We start from the raw sequence: 19,584 nt of genomic DNA on the forward strand, positions 1-19,584 counted from the left end.
CCGCGTCGGTCAGCGGGGACGGCGCAACTCGGTGACGGCGATGCGCGCGGCCTCGCCGATCGCCGCGTCGACCACCGGCAGCGTCGGGTCGGCGCGGGCCGCACGGGTGAAAACTGCCACCGCGACCGGGGTTTCGTCAGGGAACTCCACCACCGCCACTTCGTTGCGGATCACCCCGATGGTCCCGGTCTTGCCCGCGACCAGTACCCCTTGATGCGGGAAGCCGGCGGCGATCCGATGCGGCCAGATCTGTCTACCCATCACCGAACGAACGAATTCGCCACTCGCAGTGGACAACACGTGACCGGTCCACAGCCGCCGCAGCAGCCGGGTCATCTCCTCCGGGGTCGTCGCGCTCGCGTAGGAGGGGTCGTAGGCCGCCACGGTCCAGGCTTCGTCGTTGTCGGCCAGTGCGGCGAAAGCCTCGGCGGTGCTGTGAGTGTCGGTGTCGCGCACCAGGCTTCGATGCTGATCCGCGGTCCCGCCGAGCACCCGTGTCTCGGTCAGGCCGAGTTCGTCGACCAGCTCGGTCACCGCGGCGAGACCCACCTCGCCGAGCAGCACATCAGCGGCCGCGTTGTCGGACACCGTCATCATCGACGTCGCCAGATCACGGCGACTCAAAGTCACCGGATCATGCAGTGCCGCAAGACCGGTGGGACCTGGCGTGCACTCGGACGGGTCGATGGTGAGCCGAGCCGACGGGTCGATGGTGCCGTCGTCGACCTGCCGACAGAACGCCACCAACAGCACCAGCTTGTACACCGACGCGAGCACCACCCGGTCCCGCCCGTTCACGCAGACCTCGGCGCCGGAATCATCACACCGCCGGGCATGCAACCACCCGCTGCACCCGGCATCGGCGAAGACGCCACGAATCCGGCCCACCGCGTCACCGGGCGAATTCCCCTGGATGCGCTGCTGCTCGACGCCACGGCCGGTGATCCCGCGCGCCTCGACGGCGGTGCCACCACTTCGCCGCGCCCGGCGGACACCGTCGTCGAGGTCGCGTGGCGTGTTCATCGCAGCCGCTCCCGGTACAGCACCCGATCCAGCGCCTCGGCCTGCCCCGCGGCATCGGCGCGCCGAACCACCCTGACCCGCAGGGCCACCGACTGCGGCGCCAACGTCAACCACGCCACCCCGGGCGTCGGCGTCGGCGGGGTCGCCGTCACGCCGAAGCTCGACCCCGCGGCGACCGCGGCGAGCACCGCCCGGTCCTCGGTCGCGGCGAGCGGCTGGGCGTCGAGCCCGCGTTCGCGCAGCAGATCACGCATGCTGTCGAAGGCGGGCGGGTTGGCCGCGCGCGGTGGATGCGCGAACCGCAGGCCCGCCAGCATCGGAAAAGTGGGCCGCTCGGCGGTGGTGGTGCGATGTCCGGCCGGCACGACCAGCCAGCGCGGCAACTTCACCACCGGCCCGGCCTCGACACCATCGACCAGCGCGGGATGCTCGATCACCGCGAGATCGCACACCCCGGCGCGCACCTCGGCGATCAGATCGACCGTCGTCCCCAGTGCCGTCGACACCTCGGCGCCGTCCACCCGCAACGCCGTGACACACGCGGCGACCAGTCGATCGGGCACCGCCGCCGTCGCCGCGAATCGCACCGACCCGCTGAGCTGGGCGATCCGCCGCGATTCCGCGAGCAGCCGGTCGGCGTCGTCGACGAGCAGCCGGGCGCGCGGCAGCAACTGCCGCCCGGCCTCGGTGAGCATCGCGCCCTGACTGGTGCGGTGGATGAGCTCGACCTCGAGATGCTGTTCGAGCCGGCGCAACCCCTGCGAGAGCGGCGGCTGGGTCATCCGCAGCGCGGCTGCCGCCTTCCCGAAATGGCCCTCGTCCGCGACGGATACGAAGAACCGGAGATGGCGGAGCAGATCCATGACGGCCATTGAACCAGCGCGATCCCGGTCGCCACGTCGATCGACCGGAAATCCGCTGGTCCACTCCCGACCTTTCGGTTGGTTCCGGGCTTGCCGACCTGTGCCGATATCGAACGCGACTCGGACGCGCCGGGGCCGGGTATTGGCCGCGAGCAGGGCCACGATGGTGTGGTGCACCGGTGACCACCTTCGCCCCAGCCCACCGCGTATTCCCGATCCGCAGGCGCCTCGCCGCCGTCGTCATGGCCCTCTCGACCGTGGCCGTGACCGCCTGCTCGACCAGCACCGAATCCGCCGCCCCCGACACCACGACCACGGTGGCGGCCACCCCGCCGTTCGCCGAGCTGGAGTCGGAATACGGCGTTCGCCTCGGCCTGTCGGTGATCGACACCGGGACCGACACCACCATCGAGCACCGCGCCGACGAGCGCTTCCCGATCGCCTCGATGTTCAAAGGCATCGCCTGCGGTGCGCTGCTGCAGGCCCATCCGCTCGACACCGGCTACTTCGACAAGGTCATCCACTACACCGCCGCCGACCTCGTCGAGTACTCCCCGGAAACCGAGCAGCACGTGGAGACCGGAATGACCGTCGCCGAGCTCTGCCATGCCGCGATCACCGTCTCCGACAACACCGCGGGCAACCTGCTCCTGCGCGAACTCGGCGGACCCGAGGGCTTCACTGCCTTCGTCCGCACCCTCGGTGACACCGTCACCCGCCTCGCTCGCTGGGAAACCGAACTCAACACGGCCGTCCCCGGCGACGACCGCGACACCACCACCGCGGCCGCCATCGCCGCCGACTACCGCGAACTCGTCCTCGGCACGGCTCTGGCCGAGCCCGAACGCGCACAACTCGCTGACTGGTTGCGCGCCAACACCACCGGCGGCAAGCGCATCCAGGCCGGAGTGCCGGCAGACTGGACGGTCGGCGACAAGACCGGCACCCCGGCCTACGGCACCGCCCTCGATGTCGCCATCGCCTGGCCGCCCGGTCGTGAGCCGATCGTGCTCGCCGTGCTGTCCACCAAGTCCGAGCAGGACGCCGACCCCTCGAACGAGAGCATCGCCGAGGCGACCAGGCTTGCCGTGGACGCGCTCGGCTGAGCGACCGAAACCTGTCGGACCCCACCGCTATGTTCGAACGAAACCGTCGAAGAAGGGGAGCGAACATGGCCGTGGTACTGGTGAATCCGGAGGGACTGCCCCAGCCGGAGGTGTATCGGCAACTCTCGATCGCCTCCGGCTCCCGGCTGGTCTTCCTCGCCGGACAGGTGGCGCGCGACGCCGAGGGCAATCCGGTCGGCACGGGCGATTTCGCCGCCCAGGTGGAACAGGCCTATCTCAACATCGGCACCGCGCTCGCCGCGATCGGCGGCTCGTTCGACGATGTCGCGAAGCTGACCATCTATGTCGTCGACTGGAGCCCGGACAAGTACCCCCTGCTCGGGGAGGGTGTGGCGCGGGCCGCGGCCAAGCTCGGCGTCGACCCGGTCAAACCGATCACCCTCATCGGCGTCGCCGCGCTGGGCGAGCCGGATCTGCTGGTCGAAGTGGAGGCGACCGCCGTGCTCGACTGAGCGGCACGCGGGTTCGCACCAGCGTGATCGATTGCACGTCGAGCACCGGTGATAGGGGGCGGGGCCAGGTGTGACATAGAGGTGTGCACGGTCGTGACCAGCGCTGGGCCGGTCGGTGGGGGCACGGTGGTGATCCGACCTCCCGCTGACCGGGATTCGAACGGGCGATGAACCGTTTCCGTAGGAGTGGCAGGCAGGGCGGGGGCTCGATATGCTCTGCCGCGTTATCGAAACGTGCTGTCATGCTGCGTGTTCGATGTAGCGATCGGCGGTTGGGGGCCTGTGAGTACTGCGGAAGTCAGGCCGATGGCACCGGTGGGGGAGTTCGTCCCGCGCGGTGAATCCGGGGGCTCGGCGGGATATGTCGTGTTCGGCGCGGGTGTGGCCGTGGTCGCGATCGCGGCGGTGACCGCGGTCTTCGCCCCGAACGACATCGGCATTCCGGTACTCGCCGCCGCACTCGCCACCGCCCTGATCGGCTGCCCCGCGGTCTTCGTCGCCCTGCGCCAGCGCGCCGACGCCCATGCCGCCCGCGCCGCCGCCGAACGCGCCGAACAGCAGTTGGCCACCACCGTCGCCGAGGCGAGCGCCCGGATCACCCAGGCCGAGGAACACTCCGCCGCCTACGCCTGGGAAGCCCAGGAGAACGCGCGGCGCGGCGCGGCGGCACTGGCCGCCTTCGCCGGTGCCGCGGGCCGCATCCAGGCCATGACCACCAGCATGCTGGCCGAACTGCGCGAGATGGAGCACCGGCACGCCGACCCGCGGGTGCTCACCGACCTGCTGCACATCGACCACCGCACCGCCCAGGCAGGGCGCCTCGCCGACAGCATCGCCGTGCTCAGCGGCGCCCGCACCGGTCGCCGCTGGGCGAAACCGATTGCGATGGAATCCATCCTGCGCGGCGCCATGGGCCGCGTCGCCGGATACCAGCGCGTGCGGCTGCGCGCGGTCGCCGAGGTCGGCGTCGCCGGACATGCCGCCGAAGGCGTGATGCACACCCTCGCCGAACTGCTCGACAACGCCTGCAACTTCTCCCCGCCCACCACCGAGGTGCACGTCTACGCCGCGGAAGTACCGGCGGGTGTGGTGATCACGATCGAGGACAGCGGCCTGATCATGAGCGATTCGGCGCTGCGCCGCGCCGAAGCCGCCGTCACCGGCCGCGACCACAAGGGCAAGGGCACCGACCTGGCCTCGCTGTCGGGCACCAGGCTCGGCCTCGCGGTGGTCGGTCACCTGGCCCGCAAACACGACCTGACCGTGTCCTACCGGCCCTCGGCCATCGGCGGCACCGCCGTGGTCGTCGTCGTGCCGCGCGAACTCACCGCGCGCGCCGAGCGCCGCAGCCGCACCCCCAATCAGCTGACCGCGCCCACCCCGCGCCCCCCCGACACCCAGCACACCACCCTCGGCCAGTTCGGCACGCCGACCCCGCGCGCCCAGCACGCCAGGGCCGACACCCCGGACTTCGGCTGGGCCGAAACCGTCGGGCAGCACGCGCGACCCGCGCCGGAGCAGCCGACGGCCGCGCCGCCGACCTCCGGCACCCCCGCCCTGCCGCGCCGCCGCCGCGGCGACACCCTGGCCCAGGTCCACCCCGAAGGCCTCACCAGCACGCCGTCCGCACCGGCCGCGCCCGCCAAGCCGGGCGCGCTGGGCGCCTTCCAACGTTCCGCGCCCGGCCGCGGGCACGAATCAGGCAGCGCCGCCGCCGCTTCCGACCCCCTGGAGGACCGATGACCACCGCAACCGCGAACCTGAGCTGGCTGCTCGAGAAGCTGCTCGCCCGTACCCCGCGCACCCGGCACGCCCTGCTGCTGTCCGGTGACGGGCTCAAGATCTGCCATACCCCGGAACTCGACGTCGATCGCGCCGACCAGCTGGCCGCCATCGCCGCCGGATTCCAGAGCCTGTCGCACGGGGCCTCCGTCGAGTTCGGTGACGGGCGTGGCGGTGTCCGCCAGTCGATGACCGAGTTCTACGGCGGCATCCTGTTCGTGGTCGAGGCGGGGCGCGGCGCCCATTTAGCGGTGGTCGCCGCCGAGGACGCCGACGCGGGCCTGGTCGGGCACACCATGCACGAGCTGGTCGAGCAGCTGGGCGAGCATATGGCCGCCCAACCCAGACGCGGAGCGCCGAATTGACCAGGGCGGGCCGCGACGACGATCCCGACCGGTTCTACACGCTGACCGGCGGACGCACCCCGGTCACCGAGGATTTCGACCTGGTCACCCTGGTGGTCAGCGAGTCGGCGCCCACCGCGGGCATGAGTTCCGAGCAGGTGGCGATCCTGGAGATGTGCCGGGCGCCGACCGCGGTGGTGGAGATCGCGGCCGAACTGCGGCTGCCGGTCGGCGTCGCCACCGTGGTGCTGTCGGATCTGCTGCACGCGGGCAAGATCACCGTCCGTCCGCCGCTGTCGGCGGCGATGTCGCTGGACGCATCCACTCTGGAAAAGGTGCTCGTTGGACTCCGCAAGCTCTGAAGACAAGCCCGAGCGGGCCCGTGCTCCGCTGAATTCCACGGCGATGCACGGGTTGAAGATCGTCGTCATCGGCGGATTCGGGGTCGGCAAGACGACCCTGGTCCGCTCGGTGAGCGAGATCCGCCCGCTCGACACCGAGGCGACCATGACCGATGTCGGCGAGGGCATCGACGACGCCACCGCGGTGCCGGGCAAGTCGACCACCACCGTGGCCTTCGACTTCGGCCGCATCACCCTCGACGACGAGCACGTGCTGTATCTGTTCGGCGCCCCTGGGCAGCAACGGTTCTGGTTCCTGTGGGACCGGCTGTTCGCGGGCGCGCTCGGTGCGATCGTGCTCGTCGATCAGCGCCGGATCGCCGACTCCTGGTACGCGATCGACCGGCTCGAACACCAGGGCACACCGTTCGTGGTGGCCTGCAACGACTTCGGTGACTCGCACGAACCGCAGGCGGTGCGCGAGGCGCTCGACCTCGACCCCGCGGTGCCGCTGCTGATGTGTGACGCGCGCTCGCGCGAATCGAGCAAACAGGTGCTGATCGCCCTGGTCGAGCATCTGTATTCCGCTGTCCCGCAGGGGGAAACCGTTTCATGAGCACACCGACCGGCACCGGCGCGTGCCCGATCACCGGCGCGGTTCCGCTGAGCGGACCCGAGTTCCACATCGAACCGCACGAGGTCTACCGGCGGATGCGGCGCGAGCACGGTCCGGTCGTCTCGGTCGAACTGCCCGGCGGCTTCCCGGCTTGGCTGGTCATCGGCTATCGCGAACTGCACCAGGTGACCAGCGATCCGCTGCTGTTCCCGCGCGATGTCTCGCTGTGGAACCAGTGGGGCCGGGTGCCCGACGACTGGCCGCTGCTGCCGATGGTCGGCAGGCCGATGCCCTCGATCTACTTCACCGCGGGCGCGGAGCATCGCAGGCACCTGGCGATGGTGGAACCCGCCCTCGACGCGGTGGATCACTTCGAATTGCGCCGTGCCTGTGAGGAACTCTCGGACCGGCTGATCGACGGCTTCTGTGGCCGCGGCACCGCCGACCTGGTGGCCGAGTTCGCCGAGCCGCTGCCGGTGCTCGCGCTGGCGCGCATCCTCGGCCTGCCCGACTCCGACGCCGCCGACCTGGTGCTGGTCATGAAGGCCCTCGCCGACGGCGGCGCCGACGCCCAGGCCGGGCACGCGCGCTTCGCCGAGCACATGGCGCGGCTGGTGGCGACCAAGAAGGTGCAGCCCGCGGGCGATCTGGTGTCGCTCATGCTGGCCGACCCGGAGCCGTTCACCGACGAGGAATACATGATGGACCTGATGGCCATCACCGCCGCCGGTCAGCTGCCGACGGCGGACTGGATCGGCAGCGCGATGCGGTTGATGCTGGTCGACGACCGGTTCTCCGCGGCGCTGGGCGGTGGCCGCCGCAGTGTCGGCCAGGCCATGAACGAGGTGCTCTGGGAAGAAGGGCCCACCTCGATCCTGGCCGGTCGCTGGGCCGCGCGCGACACCCGCCTGGCCGACCAGACGATCCGCGCCGGCGACATGCTGCTGCTGGGCCTGGCCGCGGCCAATCTCGATCCGCATGTGCGCCAGTCGTTCACCGACGGCGATGTGGTGCCCACCGGCAACAACGCGCACTTCGCGTTCAGTTATGGCGAATACCGCTGCCCGTTCCCGGCGCAGCAGATCGCCGAGATCATCGCCAGGACCGGGATCGAGGTGCTGCTCGACCGGCTCCCCGATGTCGACCTGGCGGTCCCCGCCGAGCAACTGACCCGGCGACCTTCGGCATTCCTACGGGGCATGACCGCACTGCCCGTTCGTTTCACACCAGTTCGACCCGTCGGAGGTTCCACGTGAGTTCGCAATGCCCTTTCGCCATCGACCCGATGGTCGGTGACCTCGACGGAGAGACCGCTCGACTACGTGAGCAAGGCCCGATCACCAAGATCGAGCTGCTCGGCGTCCCGGCCTGGACCGTCACCGATCACGCCGTCGCCCGGCAGCTCACCACCGATTCCCGCCTGGTCAAGGACATCGACGCGTGGTCGCTGTGGACCGACGGTGTGGTGACCCGCCAGTGGCCGCTGATCGGCATGATCGACGCCGGTCGCTCCATGTTCACCGTCGACGGTCCCGAGCACCGACGCCTGCGGCTCAAGACCGCGCAGGCGCTGGCCCCGCGCCGGCTGGAGAACCTGCGCCCGGTGATCGAGCGGCTCACCGTGGAACTGCTCGACGACCTCGAGGCCGCCGGAACCGACGGTGCGCCGGTCGACCTCAAGTCGGTCTTCGCCTACGCGCTGCCGATGCGGGTCGTCGGCGAGCTGATGGGTGTCGACCGCGCGGACCATCCGCAGCTGCTCGAGTGGTACAAGGCGTTCTTCTCGGTGATGACCCCGCAGGACGAGCGCCTGCGCGTGATCGACGAGCTCGACGTGTACTTCACCGATCAGGTCCGGCAGAAGATCGCGAACCCGGGTGACGATCTCACCTCCGCGTTCATCGTCGCCGACGAGGAAGGCGGTGAGCCGCTCACCGAGGAGGAGGCGATCGGCAACATCAAGGCCCTCGTCGCCGCCGGGCACGAGACCACCGTCAGCCTGATCGTCAACACCGTGCGCGCGCTGCTCAGCGAACCCGAGCAGCTGGCGAAAGTCCTTGCCGGCGACGTGGAGTGGAAGCAGGTGATCGAGGAGTCGCTGCGCTGGGACGGCCCGGTCACGCATCTGCTGATGCGCTTCGCCACCGAGGACATCACCGTCGGTGACACCGTGATCGCCAAGGGCGAGGGCGTGGTGATGTCCTACCGCGCCATCGGCCGCGACACCACCGTGCATGGCGAGACCGCCGACGACTTCGACGTGACCCGGCCGACCGCCAACCGCCACCTGGCCTTCGGCTACGGCCCGCACATCTGCCCCGGCGCCGCGCTCTCGCGGCTCGAGGCGGCGATCGCGCTGCCCGCGCTGTTCGAGCGGTTCCCGGAACTGCGGCTGGCCGTGCCCGACACCGAGCTCGGCAACCTGCCGGTGCTCACGCAGAACGATCTGGCCGCCCTGCCGATCCACCTGAGCTGACCGGCGTCGCGTCGCGCCCGGTGGCATTCCACCCCGGGCGCGACGCACCTACGTCCTACAGACCGAGATCGCGGCCGATCAGTTCCTTCATGATCTCGTTGGAACCCGCCCAGATCTTGGTGACCCTGGCGTCCATCCAGGCCCGCGCGACCCGGTACTCGCGCATGTACCCGTAGCCGCCGTGCAGCTGCACGCAGGCGTCGAGCACCTCGTTCTGCACCTGCGCCGACCACCACTTCGCCTTCGCGGCGTCGACGGCCGACAGCCGGCCCGCCGCGTGCGCGACCACACCCTGATCGACGAACGCCTGCGTCACTTCGATTTTCGTGACCAGCTCGGCGAAAAGGAACTTGTTGTACTGGAAGCTGCCGATCTGCTGGCCGAAAGCCTTGCGCTCCTTGGCATAGGCGAGGGTCTCGTCCAGGATGGCGGCGGCGTGGGCGAGGTTGGAGACCGCGGCGCCGATGCGTTCCTGCGGCAGGCGCTCCATCATCGCGATGAACCCGCGGTCGACCTCGCCGATCCGGTTGGCGTCGGGCACGCGCACATTGTCGAAGAACAGTTCGGCCGTGTCGGATTCGGGCTGGCCCACCTTGTCGAGCTTGCGGCCGCGGGTGAACCCGTCCATGCCGTTCTCCACGGCGAACAGGGTGATGCCCTTGGCCTTCTTCTCCGGGCTGGTGCGGGCCGCGACGATGACCAGGTCGGCGTTGAAACCGTTGGTGATGAACGTCTTCGAGCCGTTGACGATCCAGTCGTCACCATCGCGCACGGCGGTGGTCTTGAGCGCGGCCAGGTCCGAACCGCCCGACGGTTCGGTCATGCCGATGGCGGTGACGATCTCGCCGGTGCAGAACTTGGGTAGCCAGCGCTGCTTCTGCTCGTCGGTGGTCAGCTCCACCAGGTAGGGCGCGCACACGTCGTAGTGGATGCCGAACGAGGACGACAGGGCCGCGCTCGCCTTGGCCAGCTCCTCGCCGAGCACCGCGTTGAACCGGTAGTCGCCCGCGTCGCTGCCACCGAACTCCTCGGGGATGCCGAGGCCGAGGTAGCCGAGTTCGCCTGCCGCCAGCCAGGTCTCGCGATCGATCGCGCGTTCCTCGGCGAACCGTTCGGCGTTCGGTTCGATCGTGCGCTTGACGAACTCGGCGACCGAAGCGCGGAAGGCCTCGTGATCCTCGGTGTAGACGGTGCGCTGCATGGGTGTCCTCTCTCAATCTTTGCGTTCGGGCCGTTCGCCCAGCAGAACCAGCGACGCGCGGACGACCTTGTCCGCGTCGGGTTCCTCGCCGATGATCACGTCGGTGTAGATGAAGGTCTCGGTGATCCGCGACAGCAGCAGGGCCAGTTCCGGCACCGGCAGCGGCGGATCGAGTTCGCCTGCGGCGATCTCCTCGGTGAGCAGTTCGGCGATCACCGCGACGATGCGGCGCTGCACCGACCCCGCGGTGGTGGTCAGCAGGCGCAGTGCGCGTTCAGGTTCGCGTTGCAGAAACTGGCGGAAGGCATCGGAGGTGTTGGTGGCGTGGGCGAAATCGCCCAGGGCCGTGGCGATTCGGCGCGCACCGCGGCCGTGGGCCGCCTCGGCCGCGCGGCGCAGGGTGGGTTCGGCCACCGACCAGATCACCTCGGCCAGCAGTTCGTCGCGACCGCCGACCCACCGGAACAGGGTCGCCCGGTTGACGCCGAGTTCGACCGCGAGTTCCTTCATCTCCAGCCTGCGCCCCGCGAGAAATCCCGCGCGCGCCGCCCGGAACGCGGTCACCGCATCGGGCCGGGCGGCGACCTCCGCGAGCCGTTGCCCCAGCGCCGTCTGCTCCATGCCGCCACCTCCTGTGCCCGCCGCAACATTTCCCTCAGTGTATGGCGCATGCAACATCTGTCAATGTGTCGCATGACTGGGGGCACAAAAAAACTCCCCGGTCGCGATGACCGGGGAGTTTCGCTGTAGCCCCGACGGGATTCGAACCCGCGCTACCGCCTTGAGAGGGCGGCGTCCTAGGCCGCTAGACGACGGGGCCAGAACTGTTCACCCTGGGGTGAACGTGCGGGTCATACGATAGCCGACGAGCGGTCGTTCGACCAAAACGCCAGGTTCGAGCCTCGTCGGTGCTGGTCATCGGGGTGTGGGCCGGTCGATCTGTTCGCGGAGGATGTCGCCGTGACCCGCGTGCCGGGCGAATTCCTCGATCATGGCGAGCAGGGTCCACCGCATGCTGACCGTGCCTTCCCTGGGATTGTCCTTGGTGTCGTCGAGGTCGAAGCGGGCGGCGATCTCCCGGGACCGTTGGCTCGCGCGCTCGAACTCGGCGATCACGTCGGCCAGCGACTCGTGATCCGCGACCGCGAAGGTGCCCTCGTCCCGCTCCGAGTACCCGTCGCAGTCGGCCGCGTCGAGGCCCGCCCAGAACCGCTGGAACCAGATCCGCTCCGCCGCGGCGGCGTGCTTGATCAGCGAGACGGGTGTTGTCAACGAGGCGACCAGTCTGCGCCGGGCATCGGCGTCGGAGAGGCCACGCACGGTCGCGATGAGCGCCGCCCGGTTGTGATCGAGCGTGCTCTCGATGACCGCCCGCTCGTCACCGATGGTAATTCTGTTGGTGGCCATGGACTTTCACTCCAATTCAGGACCGAATGGGCACGCCACATGCGCTAGCCGCGGCGAACCAGGGGAGGGAATGCGATGTGCTCGTCGCGGAATGCGCACCGAGCGTGGCGACGCGGGCAGAGTCACCGCAGCCGAGGTCGATCAGGCGCCGATCGACGCTGACCCCAGTGTGCCACAGCACGCCGATCGATCCAGGCGAGTCCGCCGACCTTGCCCGGCCGCGCCACCCGTGGTGGAGTCGGTTCGTGCGATTGAACCAAGTCACCATCGGCGCGATCGACCTCGCCCGAACCGAGCGGTTCTACACCCTGCTCGGCCTCCGAACCATCGTCCGCACCGAGGACTACCTGCGCTTCGAGTGCCCCGACGGCGACAGCACCTTCTCGGTGGAACGGGTCGACGAGGTCATTCCCGCCGCCCACATCACCATCTACTTCGAGACCGGCCACCTCGACGCCGAGTTCACCCGCCTCGACCGTGCGGGCGTCGCGTTCGACCAGCCGCCCACCGACATGCCCTGGCTCTGGCGTGAAGCCAGACTCCGTGACCCCGCAGGACACCGCCTGTGCCTCTTTCACGCGGGCGAGAACCGCCACAATCCACCCTGGCGGGTGCCGGATCGGCGTGGCGGGGGATCTCAGGTGTAGAGCGCGGCGATGTCCCTGGCGTGCCTTGCTGTCACCACATTCCGCTTCAGCGACAGTTTCGGGGTGAGGTGGCCGGCTTCCTGGGTCCATTCGTCGGGCAGGATTCGGGCCTTCTTGATTCCTTCGGCCTTGGACACCTTGGCGTTGGCGGCGGCGACCGCGGTGTCGATCTCGTCGACGAGTTCCGGTGCGTGTACCAGGACTTCGATCGGTGTGTCCGTGGGGATCTTGTGGCGAGCGAGCCAGCCGGGGAGTGCTTCCCGGTCCAGGGTGATCAGTGCGCCGACGAAGGGTTGGCCGTCGCCGACCACCATGGCCTGGCTGATCAGCGGATGCGCGCGCAGCGAGTCCTCGAGTGGTGCGGGTGAGACGTTCTTGCCCGCGGCGGTCACCAGGATCTCCTTCTTGCGGCCGGTGATGGTGACGTAGCCCGCGGCGTCGACCGTGCCGAGGTCGCCGGTGCGGAACCAGCCGTCGTCGAACGCTTCGGCGGTCGCCTCGGGGTTGTTCCAGTACTCGCCGAACACGGCAGGACCGCGCACGAGCAGTTCACCGTCGTCGGCGACGCGCACCGAGTGACCGGGCAGCGGCCTGCCCACCGTGCCCACCCGGCAGTGCGTGGCGGTGTTCACCGTGATCGCCGCGGTGGTCTCGGTCAGCCCGTAGCCCTCGTAGACGGGCAGGCCGATCCCGCGATAGAAGTGGCCGAGCCGTGCGCCGAGCGGGCCGCCGCCGGAGACGGCACTGCGGCATTTCCCGCCCAGCGCGGCCCGCAACTTGGCGTACACCAGGCGGTCGAAGACGATGTGGCGTGCGCGCAGCAGCACGCCGGGTCCACCGGTGTCGAGTGCCTTGCTCCACGCGATCGCGGTGGCGGCGGCGTAGTCGAACACCCTGCCGCGTCCGGCGTCGTGCGCCTTCTGCTCGGCGGTGTTGAACACCTTCTCGAACACCCGCGGCACCGACAGCAGGAAGCTCGGCTGGAAGGTCGCGAACTGGTCGACCAGCGTGGACCAGTTCGAGGTGTGCCCGACCGTCGCCTTGGCCTCGATCGCGCCGATCGAGATCACCCGCGCGAACACGTGCGCGAGCGGCAGGAACATCAGTGTCCGGTCGCCATCGGACATCGTGTCCGCCAGCGCCGAGCGCGCGGCCGACGATTCCGCGCGCAGGTTGCCGTGGGTGAGCAGCACGCCCTTCGGCTTGCCTGTCGTGCCCGAGGTGTAGATCAGGGTCGCCGGTGTGGCGGCGGTGGTGCGCGCGACCCGATCGGCGATGACATCGTCGGGGACGTGCGCACCACGTTCGGTCAGCGTGGCGATCGCACCGTCGTCGATCAGCAGCGTGTGCTTCACCTCCGGTGCCGCAGCGACGATGTCCCGCACGGTCCGCTCGTGCGCGGCGGTCTCGACGATCAGTACCGTGGTTCCGGAATCCTCGAGAATCCATTGCGCCTGTTCGGCCGCGGAGGTCTCGTAGATGGCGACGGTGCAGGCTCCGGCCGCCCAGATCGCATAGTCCAGCAGCACCCACTCGTAGCGGGTGGCCGACATGATCGCCACCCGGTCGCCTGGTTCGACTCCCGAGGCGATCAGTCCCTTGGCCACCGCGGTCACCTGGCCCGCGAACTCGCCGATATCGATGTCAGACCAGTTGCCGCGACCGTCGTGGACCTGGAACGGCACGTATTCCGGTTCGGTGCAGGCGTATTCGTACACCACCGACGCCAGACCGGCATCGCGGGAATCGGGATCGGTAGCGGGCGCTGCGAACTGCACAGTGCGACCCTCCTCATAATCTTGGACGCATGCGTCTAAACATTGGAGGACAAGACTGCCACATGAAGATGGACATTGGTGTCTAACTTGTGGAGATCACATCGGGGCCGGTGTCACATCACGCTGATGAGGAAGCGGGTGAGGACCTCGATCAGGTCGTCGAGTTCGGCGCTGGTTCCACCGCTGCTCCACTGATGGACCAGTGCCATGAGCGCGCCGATGAAACCTGTTGCCGCGGCACGGTATCCGCCCGCGGGAACGAAGTCGGCGCCTCGTGTGTGCTTCAGTTCCGCCGTGACGAACTGCACCCAGATCTCCCGCTGCTCCACCCGGTGCTTCTCGACCTCGGCGCTCACCCCGACGATGTCGACGAACGACACCCGTGCGCGGTGCGGATTGCTCCCGATCGACCCGGCGTAGGCGCGCACCGCGATTCGCGCGCGGGCCGCCGCGTCGGCCTCTTCGGCCTCGGCCAGTGCCTCGACGACCGCCCGGCGCGCGTCCGCCTGGATCAGGTCGTACACCGCGAGCAACAGCACCTCGCGGCTGCCGAAGTGTTCGTAGAACTGCCCGCGCGCCAATCCGGCGGCCTTGCAGACCATCGTGATGGAGGTGCCCTGATAGCCGTGCTCGCCGAACACGGCCAGACCGGCGGCGAGGAACTGCTCTCGCCGCTCTGCCCGGCGCTCCTCGACCGGGCGACCGTCATAGACCCGTGGGGAACCGCTCGCCGTCACTCCGTCAACCCTAGTGGCCGGGTCGCGGCGGATTCGGCGGGGTCCGATCGGCGCCGGAGCGCCGCCCGGGCATGACCGGCGTCAGCGCGGGCCGGTGCCGAGACCTCCCACCGCTCCGGCGAGTTGGGTCGCCGTGTCGATGAACAAGTCGAAGACGTCGACCGGCACGATCGTGCCGTTGCACCAGAGAATGTTGCAATCGCCATCGGCGTAGGGCCCGATGCCGAACAGCGTGCCGATGACGTTCTGCGGGTCGGCCCAGAAGTTCAGGTCCTCGACGCTGGTGACCAGCGGGCCGGAGCTGTCGTCGTAGCGATACGGGTCGTCGGGGGCGACGGCGGGCGCGTCATCGACGGCGGCCGTGATCAGGCGGACGAGTTCCTGGTTGTCGGGGTTGCCGGTGCCGGTGAGATTGGCCGACAGATTGTTCGGATCGATGCGCGTGGGAATCCCGTTGCGAACGATCACCATGTCGAGGCTGGGGATGACGACGGCCAACTGGCCGAGCGCGCCGGAGAACGCGTAGGCGTCCCTGGGTGATCCCGGCAGGATGGGGCGCTCGTGGATGCGCGCCCGCGGCCCCGAGAACGAGCCCCAGTGGGTGTCGCCGGCATTGGTCCACAGCAGGAAGCCGTAGCCGCCGTTGGCGGAGGTGGGTTCGGCGGCCTGGCGCACATAGCCGGGATCGATCAGGTTTCGGCCCTGCCAGGTGCCGTTCTGCAGCATGAGCCTGCCGTACCGGGCGAAGTCGTCGGGGCGCATGGCCAGCCCGCCCGAGACGAGGGTGTTGCCGGAACGGTCTCGCGCCCAGACCCAGTTCTGGCGTTTGATGCCCAGCGGGTCCATCAGCTGGCCTTGGACGAAGTCCTGGAAGTCCAGCCCGCTGGTGACCTCGATGATCTCCGCCAGCACGGTCAGGATGCCCTGTGCGTACTGGAACGTCGTGCCGGGGGCGTGTTCGACCGGCAGGTTGAGGCTCTGGAGCACCGGATCGGTGTAGTAGCCGGTGACGTCGTTGGCCCAGCGGAAGTGCAGGCCCGAGGTCTGGGTCAGGATCTGGCGCACGGTGATCGCGGCATGGGCGGGGTCGGCCTGGGGGAAGAACGTGCCGATCGGGTCGTCCAGCCCGAAGTAGCCGAGCGTGATCGCCCGCCCGACGGCGGTTGCGAGAACGCCCTTCGACCCGCTGGCCAGCGGCATCGGCACATTCCAGGTGTTGGTGCGGTCACCGATCAGGCAGCCGTGCCGGTACACCTGCAAGGCCATCGCGCCCTTGGCCGCGCCGAAATCCAGTGCGGCGTCCAGGGCCGCCGGGTCGAAGCCCGCCGCTGCGGCGTCGCGTCGTGCGGCGACCTGGTCGGGTGCGGGCTCGGCGCAGCCGTTTGGGGCCGGTGTCGCCGCCGGCTCGGCGACCGCGAGCGTCGCGGGAACCGTGCCGACCACGATCGCGGCCGCCGTGGTCAGGATCGTTCGTCTCAGTGCGGCGAACCTCATCGTTGCTCACTAATCTCCGTGTCGTGGTGCACGGTTACCCGCGTGCGTCGAGGTTCGACGCAGGCATCTACCAGGTGCGTTGTGTGTCACATCACAGTCGGAGTACAGTCTCGCAAAGATGGACGATGGTGTCCAATATTTCGCGAAACGAGGGGAAGATGCTCCGATCGACAGCCTTGCGAGTCGTTGCGGTGGTGATCGCGGTCGTGATGGGTGCGGGGGTGGCCGCGGCGCAGCCCGCGTCGCCCGACGAGCCGCCGACGTCCACCGGTCCGTTCGGGATTTGGCCGAAGACGGTGCAGGGCGAGATCCATCGGGAGTTCGCTCGGCTGGGCGAACACGAGGTCACCGTGTCGCAGGAGCTGCACCCGTGTGACGACATCTACGGGACCGTGCAGCGATTCGGATTCTGGCTGGCCGGTGGCAACGACGTGGACAAGATGAAGTGCACCTACGCCTTCCCGCACGGCCTGGACTCGCCGATCGGAATGCTCTACTACTACCCGAGCGACCTCCAGGCCATGGATGCCGCGCCGGTCATGGTGTGGCTGCCCGGACTCGACGGTGACGCGGGACAGTACGACGCCGTCGCCCGCCTGTGGGCGAGTCGGGGCTTCGTCATAGCCATCCCCTACAACTTTGTGAATTCCTTTCCCACGGACGACATCTGGGGAATCCAGGCGCTGCTGAAAGAGGAGGCGCGCCCGGAATCGCCGCTGCACGGCAAGGTCGACTTCGCCCGAACAGTGCTCGGCGGGCACTCCGGCGGCGCGGGCGCCACGTTCTGGGCGGCGAGCTACCTGCCGGGCAACGAGCACCTGCTCGACCCGCGCCTGCGGATCATCGGCGCGCTCAGCGTGGCCACCGGCATCCAGGCGCCCACCGGTTTCGGCGTGAAAGTCCCGACCCTGACCATCACCGGCAACCTCGACATCATCACCCCGGACATGCTCTGGCCCCGATGGCTCGACTACAAGACGATCTCCCAGGCCCCGGCCTATATCGCCACCGCCGTCAACGGCACCCACTTCGCCGTGAACGGCGACCTCCCCAACAACCCGGTCGCCGGACTGTCGATGGCCTGGCTCGAACACCTCGCCACCCCCAGCCCCGCCGCGAACCAGGTCTTCGTCGGCCCGAACTGGTCCCTGCCCCACGACGGCGCCTTCATGGCGGTCGAACGCAACACTCTCGCCGACCAGCTGCGATAGAAGGCGGATCCCGGAAACGGGTGGTTGACCTGGTCCTGGTGGCGGTGGAGGGTGGGTTCATGACCGGCAAGGAATCGCGTGGTGGGGTCGAGATGAGCAATCTCGATCAGCCGTTGTTCGACGGGGCCGAGGCGACCAAGCGGGATCTGGTCGACTATCTCGAGTTCGTGGGGGAGCGGCTGGTGCGGGTGTTGCGCGGGCGCGCGCTGTCGGTGGTGCGGGTGCGGCCGGGGCAGGAGCCGTTCATGCAGAAGAACCTGCCGAAGTACACGCCGGAGTGGGTGCCGCGGGTGACGGTGTGGGCGGAGAGTTCGCATCGGGAGGTCACCTACGCGCTGGGTGACGATGTGCGGACCCTGCTGTGGTTCGGCAACCAACGTGCCGTCGAATACCACCCCACCCTGCTGCCGGTCGACCACAGCGCCGGTCCGACCCACCTGGTGCTCGACCTCGACCCCTCGCCGGGGCAGACGTTCCGGGACGCGGCGGCGGGCGCCCACCTGATCCGCGCCGCGCTCACCGCCGACGGTCTCGACGGCGCGGTGAAAACCAGCGGCGCCAAGGGTTTACACGTGTTCGTGCCCATCGCACCGGGCGTCGCCATCGAGGACGCGGCGGCGGCGACCCGGGCGATCGCCGCCCGCGCCGAACGGATCGACCCGGCGCTGGGAACCACGGCGTTCATCCGGGAAGACCGCGAGGGCAAAGTGTTCCTCGATTCCACCCGGGCGGGCGGCGCCACCGTCATCGCCGCCTACAGCCCCCGAATCCGCCCCGGCGTCCCCGTCTCGTTCCCCCTGCGCTGGACCGACATCGACGACGTGACCCCCACCGACTTCACCCTCCGCTCCGCCCCGAACCTCCTCGGCGACACCGACCCGTGGACATCGGAAATGCCCGCACCCCAGCAACTCCCACCCGACCTGATCGCCGAAGGCCACACCATCCCGATCGCCCGGGTCCAGGCCATGCACGAGGGCAAACGCCGCGCCCGCGCCCGCCGCGAGGAATGAAACCATTGCGTTCACGGTGAACGAAACTGCAGGTAGAGGCCGGTTTCACCGGTAATCTCGGACGGTGTGACTGCCAGTCTTCCGCTTGTGGACATCGCGCGGTTTCGTGGTCCCGACCGCGCCGCGTTCCTCGATGAACTGCGTCGGGCCGCGCACGAGATCGGGTTCTTCTACGTGGTCGGGCACGGTGTCGACCCGGAGTTGACCGACGGGATCTTCGCGGTGGCCCGGGAGTTCTTCGCACTGGAGCCGGAGCGGCGGCGCGAGATCGCCAATATCAATTCGCCGCAGTTCCGGGGGTACACCAGTACCGGGCACGAGTACACCGCGGGGGCGCCGGATCGGCGGGAACAGATCGATATCGGGCCCGAGCGGGAGACCTTGCCGCCTGGTGGGCCGGTGTGGGAGCGGCTGATCGGGCCGAATCAGTGGCCCGCGGCGGTGCCGCGGCTGCGGGAGGTGACGCTGGCCTGGCAGGCCGAGGCGTTGCGGGTGAGCCGGGAAGTGCTGCGTGCCTTGGCCGTTGCACTCGGGCAGGACGAGGGGTACTTCGATCGGTGGTTCGACGACCAGGCCTCGACGCACGTCAAGATCATCCATTACCCCGGGCGGGAAACCACCGCCGACGATCAGGGCGTCGGTGCGCACAAGGACTACGGCTACCTCGCCCTGTTGCAGCAGGACGAGGTCGGTGGTCTCCAGGTGCAGGGACCGGACGGCTGGATCGAGGTGACCCCGGTGCCGGGCAGCTTCGTGTTCAACATCGGCGAGATGCTCGAGATCGCTACCCAGGGGTATCTCACCGCGACCCGGCATCGCGTGGTCAGCCCGCCGCCCGGTGTCGACCGGTATTCGGTGCCGTTCTTCCTCGGGCCGCGCCTGGACGCCGTGGTGGAACCGCTGGAACTGCCCGCCGAGCTGGCCGCCCGGGCCCGCGGGGTGAGTCAGGACGCCGACAACCCGCTGCTGGCCGCCTTCGGCGAGAACGCGGTCGTCGGCTGGCTGCGTTCGCATCCGAAAGTCGCGCAGCGGTGGTGGGCCGACGTGCTCGCGGAGCGGGCGTGAGCGGGTG

The 19,584-nt window shown here is 69.2% G+C and carries 20 protein-coding genes and 1 tRNA gene; 12 read left to right on the forward strand and 9 right to left on the reverse strand.

Annotation, left to right across the window (positions count from 1 at the left end; translation table 11 throughout):
* Nucleotides 1-9: 9 nt before the first annotated feature.
* Both ACFVVM_RS19640 and ACFVVM_RS19645 read right to left on the reverse strand, forming a co-directional pair.
* Nucleotides 10-1,023 carry a serine hydrolase gene (locus ACFVVM_RS19640; protein WP_387620015.1) on the reverse strand — a complete coding sequence of 338 codons (1,014 nt, stop codon included), beginning with the start codon at nt 1,021-1,023 and terminating at the stop codon, nt 10-12.
* Nucleotides 1,020-1,895, reverse strand: coding sequence for a LysR family transcriptional regulator (locus ACFVVM_RS19645; protein WP_387620017.1), 876 nt, complete (start codon nt 1,893-1,895; stop codon nt 1,020-1,022). Before ACFVVM_RS19645 ends, ACFVVM_RS19640 begins: the two co-directional genes overlap by 4 nt.
* Nucleotides 1,896-2,128: 233 nt before the next feature.
* Between ACFVVM_RS19645 and bla the strand changes: the two genes are divergently transcribed.
* From bla to ACFVVM_RS19685, 8 genes are all read left to right on the forward strand, one after another.
* Nucleotides 2,129-2,992, forward strand: coding sequence for a class A beta-lactamase (bla, locus tag ACFVVM_RS19650; protein WP_387620894.1), 864 nt, complete (start codon nt 2,129-2,131; stop codon nt 2,990-2,992).
* A gap of 65 nt (nt 2,993-3,057) precedes the next feature.
* Nucleotides 3,058-3,465 (forward strand): RidA family protein, encoded by a 408-nt coding sequence (locus tag ACFVVM_RS19655; RefSeq protein ID WP_387620020.1) that lies wholly within the window; start codon nt 3,058-3,060, stop codon nt 3,463-3,465.
* 282 nt (nt 3,466-3,747) lie between these two features.
* Nucleotides 3,748-5,208 (forward strand): sensor histidine kinase, encoded by a 1,461-nt coding sequence (locus ACFVVM_RS19660; RefSeq protein WP_387620022.1) that lies wholly within the window; start codon nt 3,748-3,750, stop codon nt 5,206-5,208.
* Nucleotides 5,205-5,612: a roadblock/LC7 domain-containing protein gene (locus ACFVVM_RS19665; protein ID WP_387620025.1), complete on the forward strand. Its 408-nt coding sequence runs from the start codon at nt 5,205-5,207 to the stop codon at nt 5,610-5,612. Before ACFVVM_RS19660 ends, ACFVVM_RS19665 begins: the two co-directional genes overlap by 4 nt.
* The gene (locus tag ACFVVM_RS19670; protein WP_387620028.1) at nt 5,609-5,953 is read left to right on the forward strand and encodes a DUF742 domain-containing protein; all 345 of its coding nucleotides are present in this window, start codon (nt 5,609-5,611) and stop codon (nt 5,951-5,953) included. Before ACFVVM_RS19665 ends, ACFVVM_RS19670 begins: the two co-directional genes overlap by 4 nt.
* 43 nt (nt 5,954-5,996) lie before the next feature.
* A complete protein-coding gene (locus ACFVVM_RS19675; protein WP_387620897.1) occupies nt 5,997-6,548 on the forward strand; it encodes an ATP/GTP-binding protein in 552 nt (183 codons plus the stop codon).
* The gene (locus ACFVVM_RS19680) at nt 6,545-7,804 is read left to right on the forward strand and encodes a cytochrome P450 (RefSeq protein WP_387620031.1); all 1,260 of its coding nucleotides are present in this window, start codon (nt 6,545-6,547) and stop codon (nt 7,802-7,804) included. Before ACFVVM_RS19675 ends, ACFVVM_RS19680 begins: the two co-directional genes overlap by 4 nt.
* Entirely contained in the window at nt 7,801-9,024 is a 1,224-nt protein-coding gene (locus tag ACFVVM_RS19685; RefSeq protein WP_387620034.1) for a cytochrome P450, read from the forward strand. Before ACFVVM_RS19680 ends, ACFVVM_RS19685 begins: the two co-directional genes overlap by 4 nt.
* Before the next feature lie 55 nt (nt 9,025-9,079).
* Here ACFVVM_RS19685 and ACFVVM_RS19690 read toward each other — a convergent pair whose 3' ends face one another.
* From ACFVVM_RS19690 to ACFVVM_RS19705, 4 genes are all read right to left on the reverse strand, one after another.
* Nucleotides 9,080-10,225, reverse strand: coding sequence for an acyl-CoA dehydrogenase family protein (locus tag ACFVVM_RS19690; protein WP_387620037.1), 1,146 nt, complete (start codon nt 10,223-10,225; stop codon nt 9,080-9,082).
* A 12-nt stretch (nt 10,226-10,237) separates the two neighbouring features.
* The gene (locus ACFVVM_RS19695) at nt 10,238-10,846 is read right to left on the reverse strand and encodes a QsdR family transcriptional regulator (RefSeq protein WP_387620040.1); all 609 of its coding nucleotides are present in this window, start codon (nt 10,844-10,846) and stop codon (nt 10,238-10,240) included.
* Nucleotides 10,847-10,972: 126 nt separating this feature from the next.
* A tRNA-Glu gene (locus ACFVVM_RS19700) sits at nt 10,973-11,045 on the reverse strand.
* 95 nt (nt 11,046-11,140) lie between these two features.
* Nucleotides 11,141-11,632, reverse strand: a complete 492-nt coding sequence (locus tag ACFVVM_RS19705; RefSeq protein WP_387620043.1) for a DinB family protein — start codon at nt 11,630-11,632, stop codon at nt 11,141-11,143.
* A gap of 245 nt (nt 11,633-11,877) precedes the next feature.
* On the opposite strand from ACFVVM_RS19705, the gene ACFVVM_RS19710 reads away from it, so the two are divergent.
* Nucleotides 11,878-12,279 (forward strand): VOC family protein, encoded by a 402-nt coding sequence (locus ACFVVM_RS19710; RefSeq protein WP_387620045.1) that lies wholly within the window; start codon nt 11,878-11,880, stop codon nt 12,277-12,279.
* Here ACFVVM_RS19710 and ACFVVM_RS19715 read toward each other — a convergent pair.
* From ACFVVM_RS19715 to ACFVVM_RS19725, 3 genes are all read right to left on the reverse strand, one after another.
* Complete coding sequence (locus tag ACFVVM_RS19715) at nt 12,270-14,057, reverse strand: AMP-dependent synthetase/ligase (protein WP_387620048.1); 1,788 nt, start codon at nt 14,055-14,057, stop codon at nt 12,270-12,272. The two genes, ACFVVM_RS19710 and ACFVVM_RS19715, sit on opposite strands and share 10 nt — an antisense overlap.
* A gap of 113 nt (nt 14,058-14,170) precedes the next feature.
* The gene (locus tag ACFVVM_RS19720; protein WP_387620051.1) at nt 14,171-14,794 is read right to left on the reverse strand and encodes a TetR/AcrR family transcriptional regulator; all 624 of its coding nucleotides are present in this window, start codon (nt 14,792-14,794) and stop codon (nt 14,171-14,173) included.
* An 81-nt stretch (nt 14,795-14,875) separates the two neighbouring features.
* The gene (locus ACFVVM_RS19725) at nt 14,876-16,288 is read right to left on the reverse strand and encodes a serine hydrolase domain-containing protein (protein WP_387620053.1); all 1,413 of its coding nucleotides are present in this window, start codon (nt 16,286-16,288) and stop codon (nt 14,876-14,878) included.
* Between the two features lie 158 nt (nt 16,289-16,446).
* Here ACFVVM_RS19725 and ACFVVM_RS19730 point away from each other — a divergent pair, with 158 nt between their 5' ends.
* The 3 genes from ACFVVM_RS19730 to ACFVVM_RS19740 all read left to right on the forward strand — a co-directional run bounded on the left by ACFVVM_RS19730 (nt 16,447) and on the right by ACFVVM_RS19740 (nt 19,577).
* Nucleotides 16,447-17,499 (forward strand): alpha/beta hydrolase, encoded by a 1,053-nt coding sequence (locus ACFVVM_RS19730; RefSeq protein WP_387620056.1) that lies wholly within the window; start codon nt 16,447-16,449, stop codon nt 17,497-17,499.
* 59 nt (nt 17,500-17,558) lie between these two features.
* Entirely contained in the window at nt 17,559-18,512 is a 954-nt protein-coding gene (locus ACFVVM_RS19735; protein WP_387620059.1) for a DNA polymerase domain-containing protein, read from the forward strand.
* 66 nt (nt 18,513-18,578) lie between these two features.
* Nucleotides 18,579-19,577 carry an isopenicillin N synthase family dioxygenase gene (locus tag ACFVVM_RS19740; RefSeq protein WP_387620062.1) on the forward strand — a complete coding sequence of 333 codons (999 nt, stop codon included), beginning with the start codon at nt 18,579-18,581 and terminating at the stop codon, nt 19,575-19,577.
* The last annotated feature ends 7 nt before the right edge of the window (nt 19,578-19,584 follow it).

Source organism: Nocardia sp. NPDC058176 (assembly GCF_042883805.1).
Lineage (GTDB): Bacteria > Actinomycetota > Actinomycetes > Mycobacteriales > Mycobacteriaceae > Nocardia.

What these genes read in the sequence shown, in the direction of transcription:
- ACFVVM_RS19640 (WP_387620015.1), bottom strand. Translation starts at nt 1,023, where the DNA reads ATGAACACGCCACGCGACCTCGACGACGGTGTCCGCCGGGCGCGGCGA.
- ACFVVM_RS19645 (WP_387620017.1), bottom strand. Translation starts at nt 1,895, where the DNA reads ATGGCCGTCATGGATCTGCTCCGCCATCTCCGGTTCTTCGTATCCGTC.
- bla (WP_387620894.1), top strand. Translation starts at nt 2,129, where the DNA reads ATGGCCCTCTCGACCGTGGCCGTGACCGCCTGCTCGACCAGCACCGAA.
- ACFVVM_RS19655 (WP_387620020.1), top strand. Translation starts at nt 3,058, where the DNA reads ATGGCCGTGGTACTGGTGAATCCGGAGGGACTGCCCCAGCCGGAGGTG.
- ACFVVM_RS19665 (WP_387620025.1), top strand. Translation starts at nt 5,205, where the DNA reads ATGACCACCGCAACCGCGAACCTGAGCTGGCTGCTCGAGAAGCTGCTC.
- ACFVVM_RS19675 (WP_387620897.1), top strand. Translation starts at nt 5,997, where the DNA reads ATGCACGGGTTGAAGATCGTCGTCATCGGCGGATTCGGGGTCGGCAAG.
- ACFVVM_RS19680 (WP_387620031.1), top strand. Translation starts at nt 6,545, where the DNA reads ATGAGCACACCGACCGGCACCGGCGCGTGCCCGATCACCGGCGCGGTT.
- ACFVVM_RS19690 (WP_387620037.1), bottom strand. Translation starts at nt 10,225, where the DNA reads ATGCAGCGCACCGTCTACACCGAGGATCACGAGGCCTTCCGCGCTTCG.
- ACFVVM_RS19695 (WP_387620040.1), bottom strand. Translation starts at nt 10,846, where the DNA reads ATGGAGCAGACGGCGCTGGGGCAACGGCTCGCGGAGGTCGCCGCCCGG.
- ACFVVM_RS19705 (WP_387620043.1), bottom strand. Translation starts at nt 11,632, where the DNA reads ATGGCCACCAACAGAATTACCATCGGTGACGAGCGGGCGGTCATCGAG.
- ACFVVM_RS19725 (WP_387620053.1), bottom strand. Translation starts at nt 16,288, where the DNA reads ATGAGGTTCGCCGCACTGAGACGAACGATCCTGACCACGGCGGCCGCG.
- ACFVVM_RS19730 (WP_387620056.1), top strand. Translation starts at nt 16,447, where the DNA reads ATGCTCCGATCGACAGCCTTGCGAGTCGTTGCGGTGGTGATCGCGGTC.
- ACFVVM_RS19735 (WP_387620059.1), top strand. Translation starts at nt 17,559, where the DNA reads ATGACCGGCAAGGAATCGCGTGGTGGGGTCGAGATGAGCAATCTCGAT.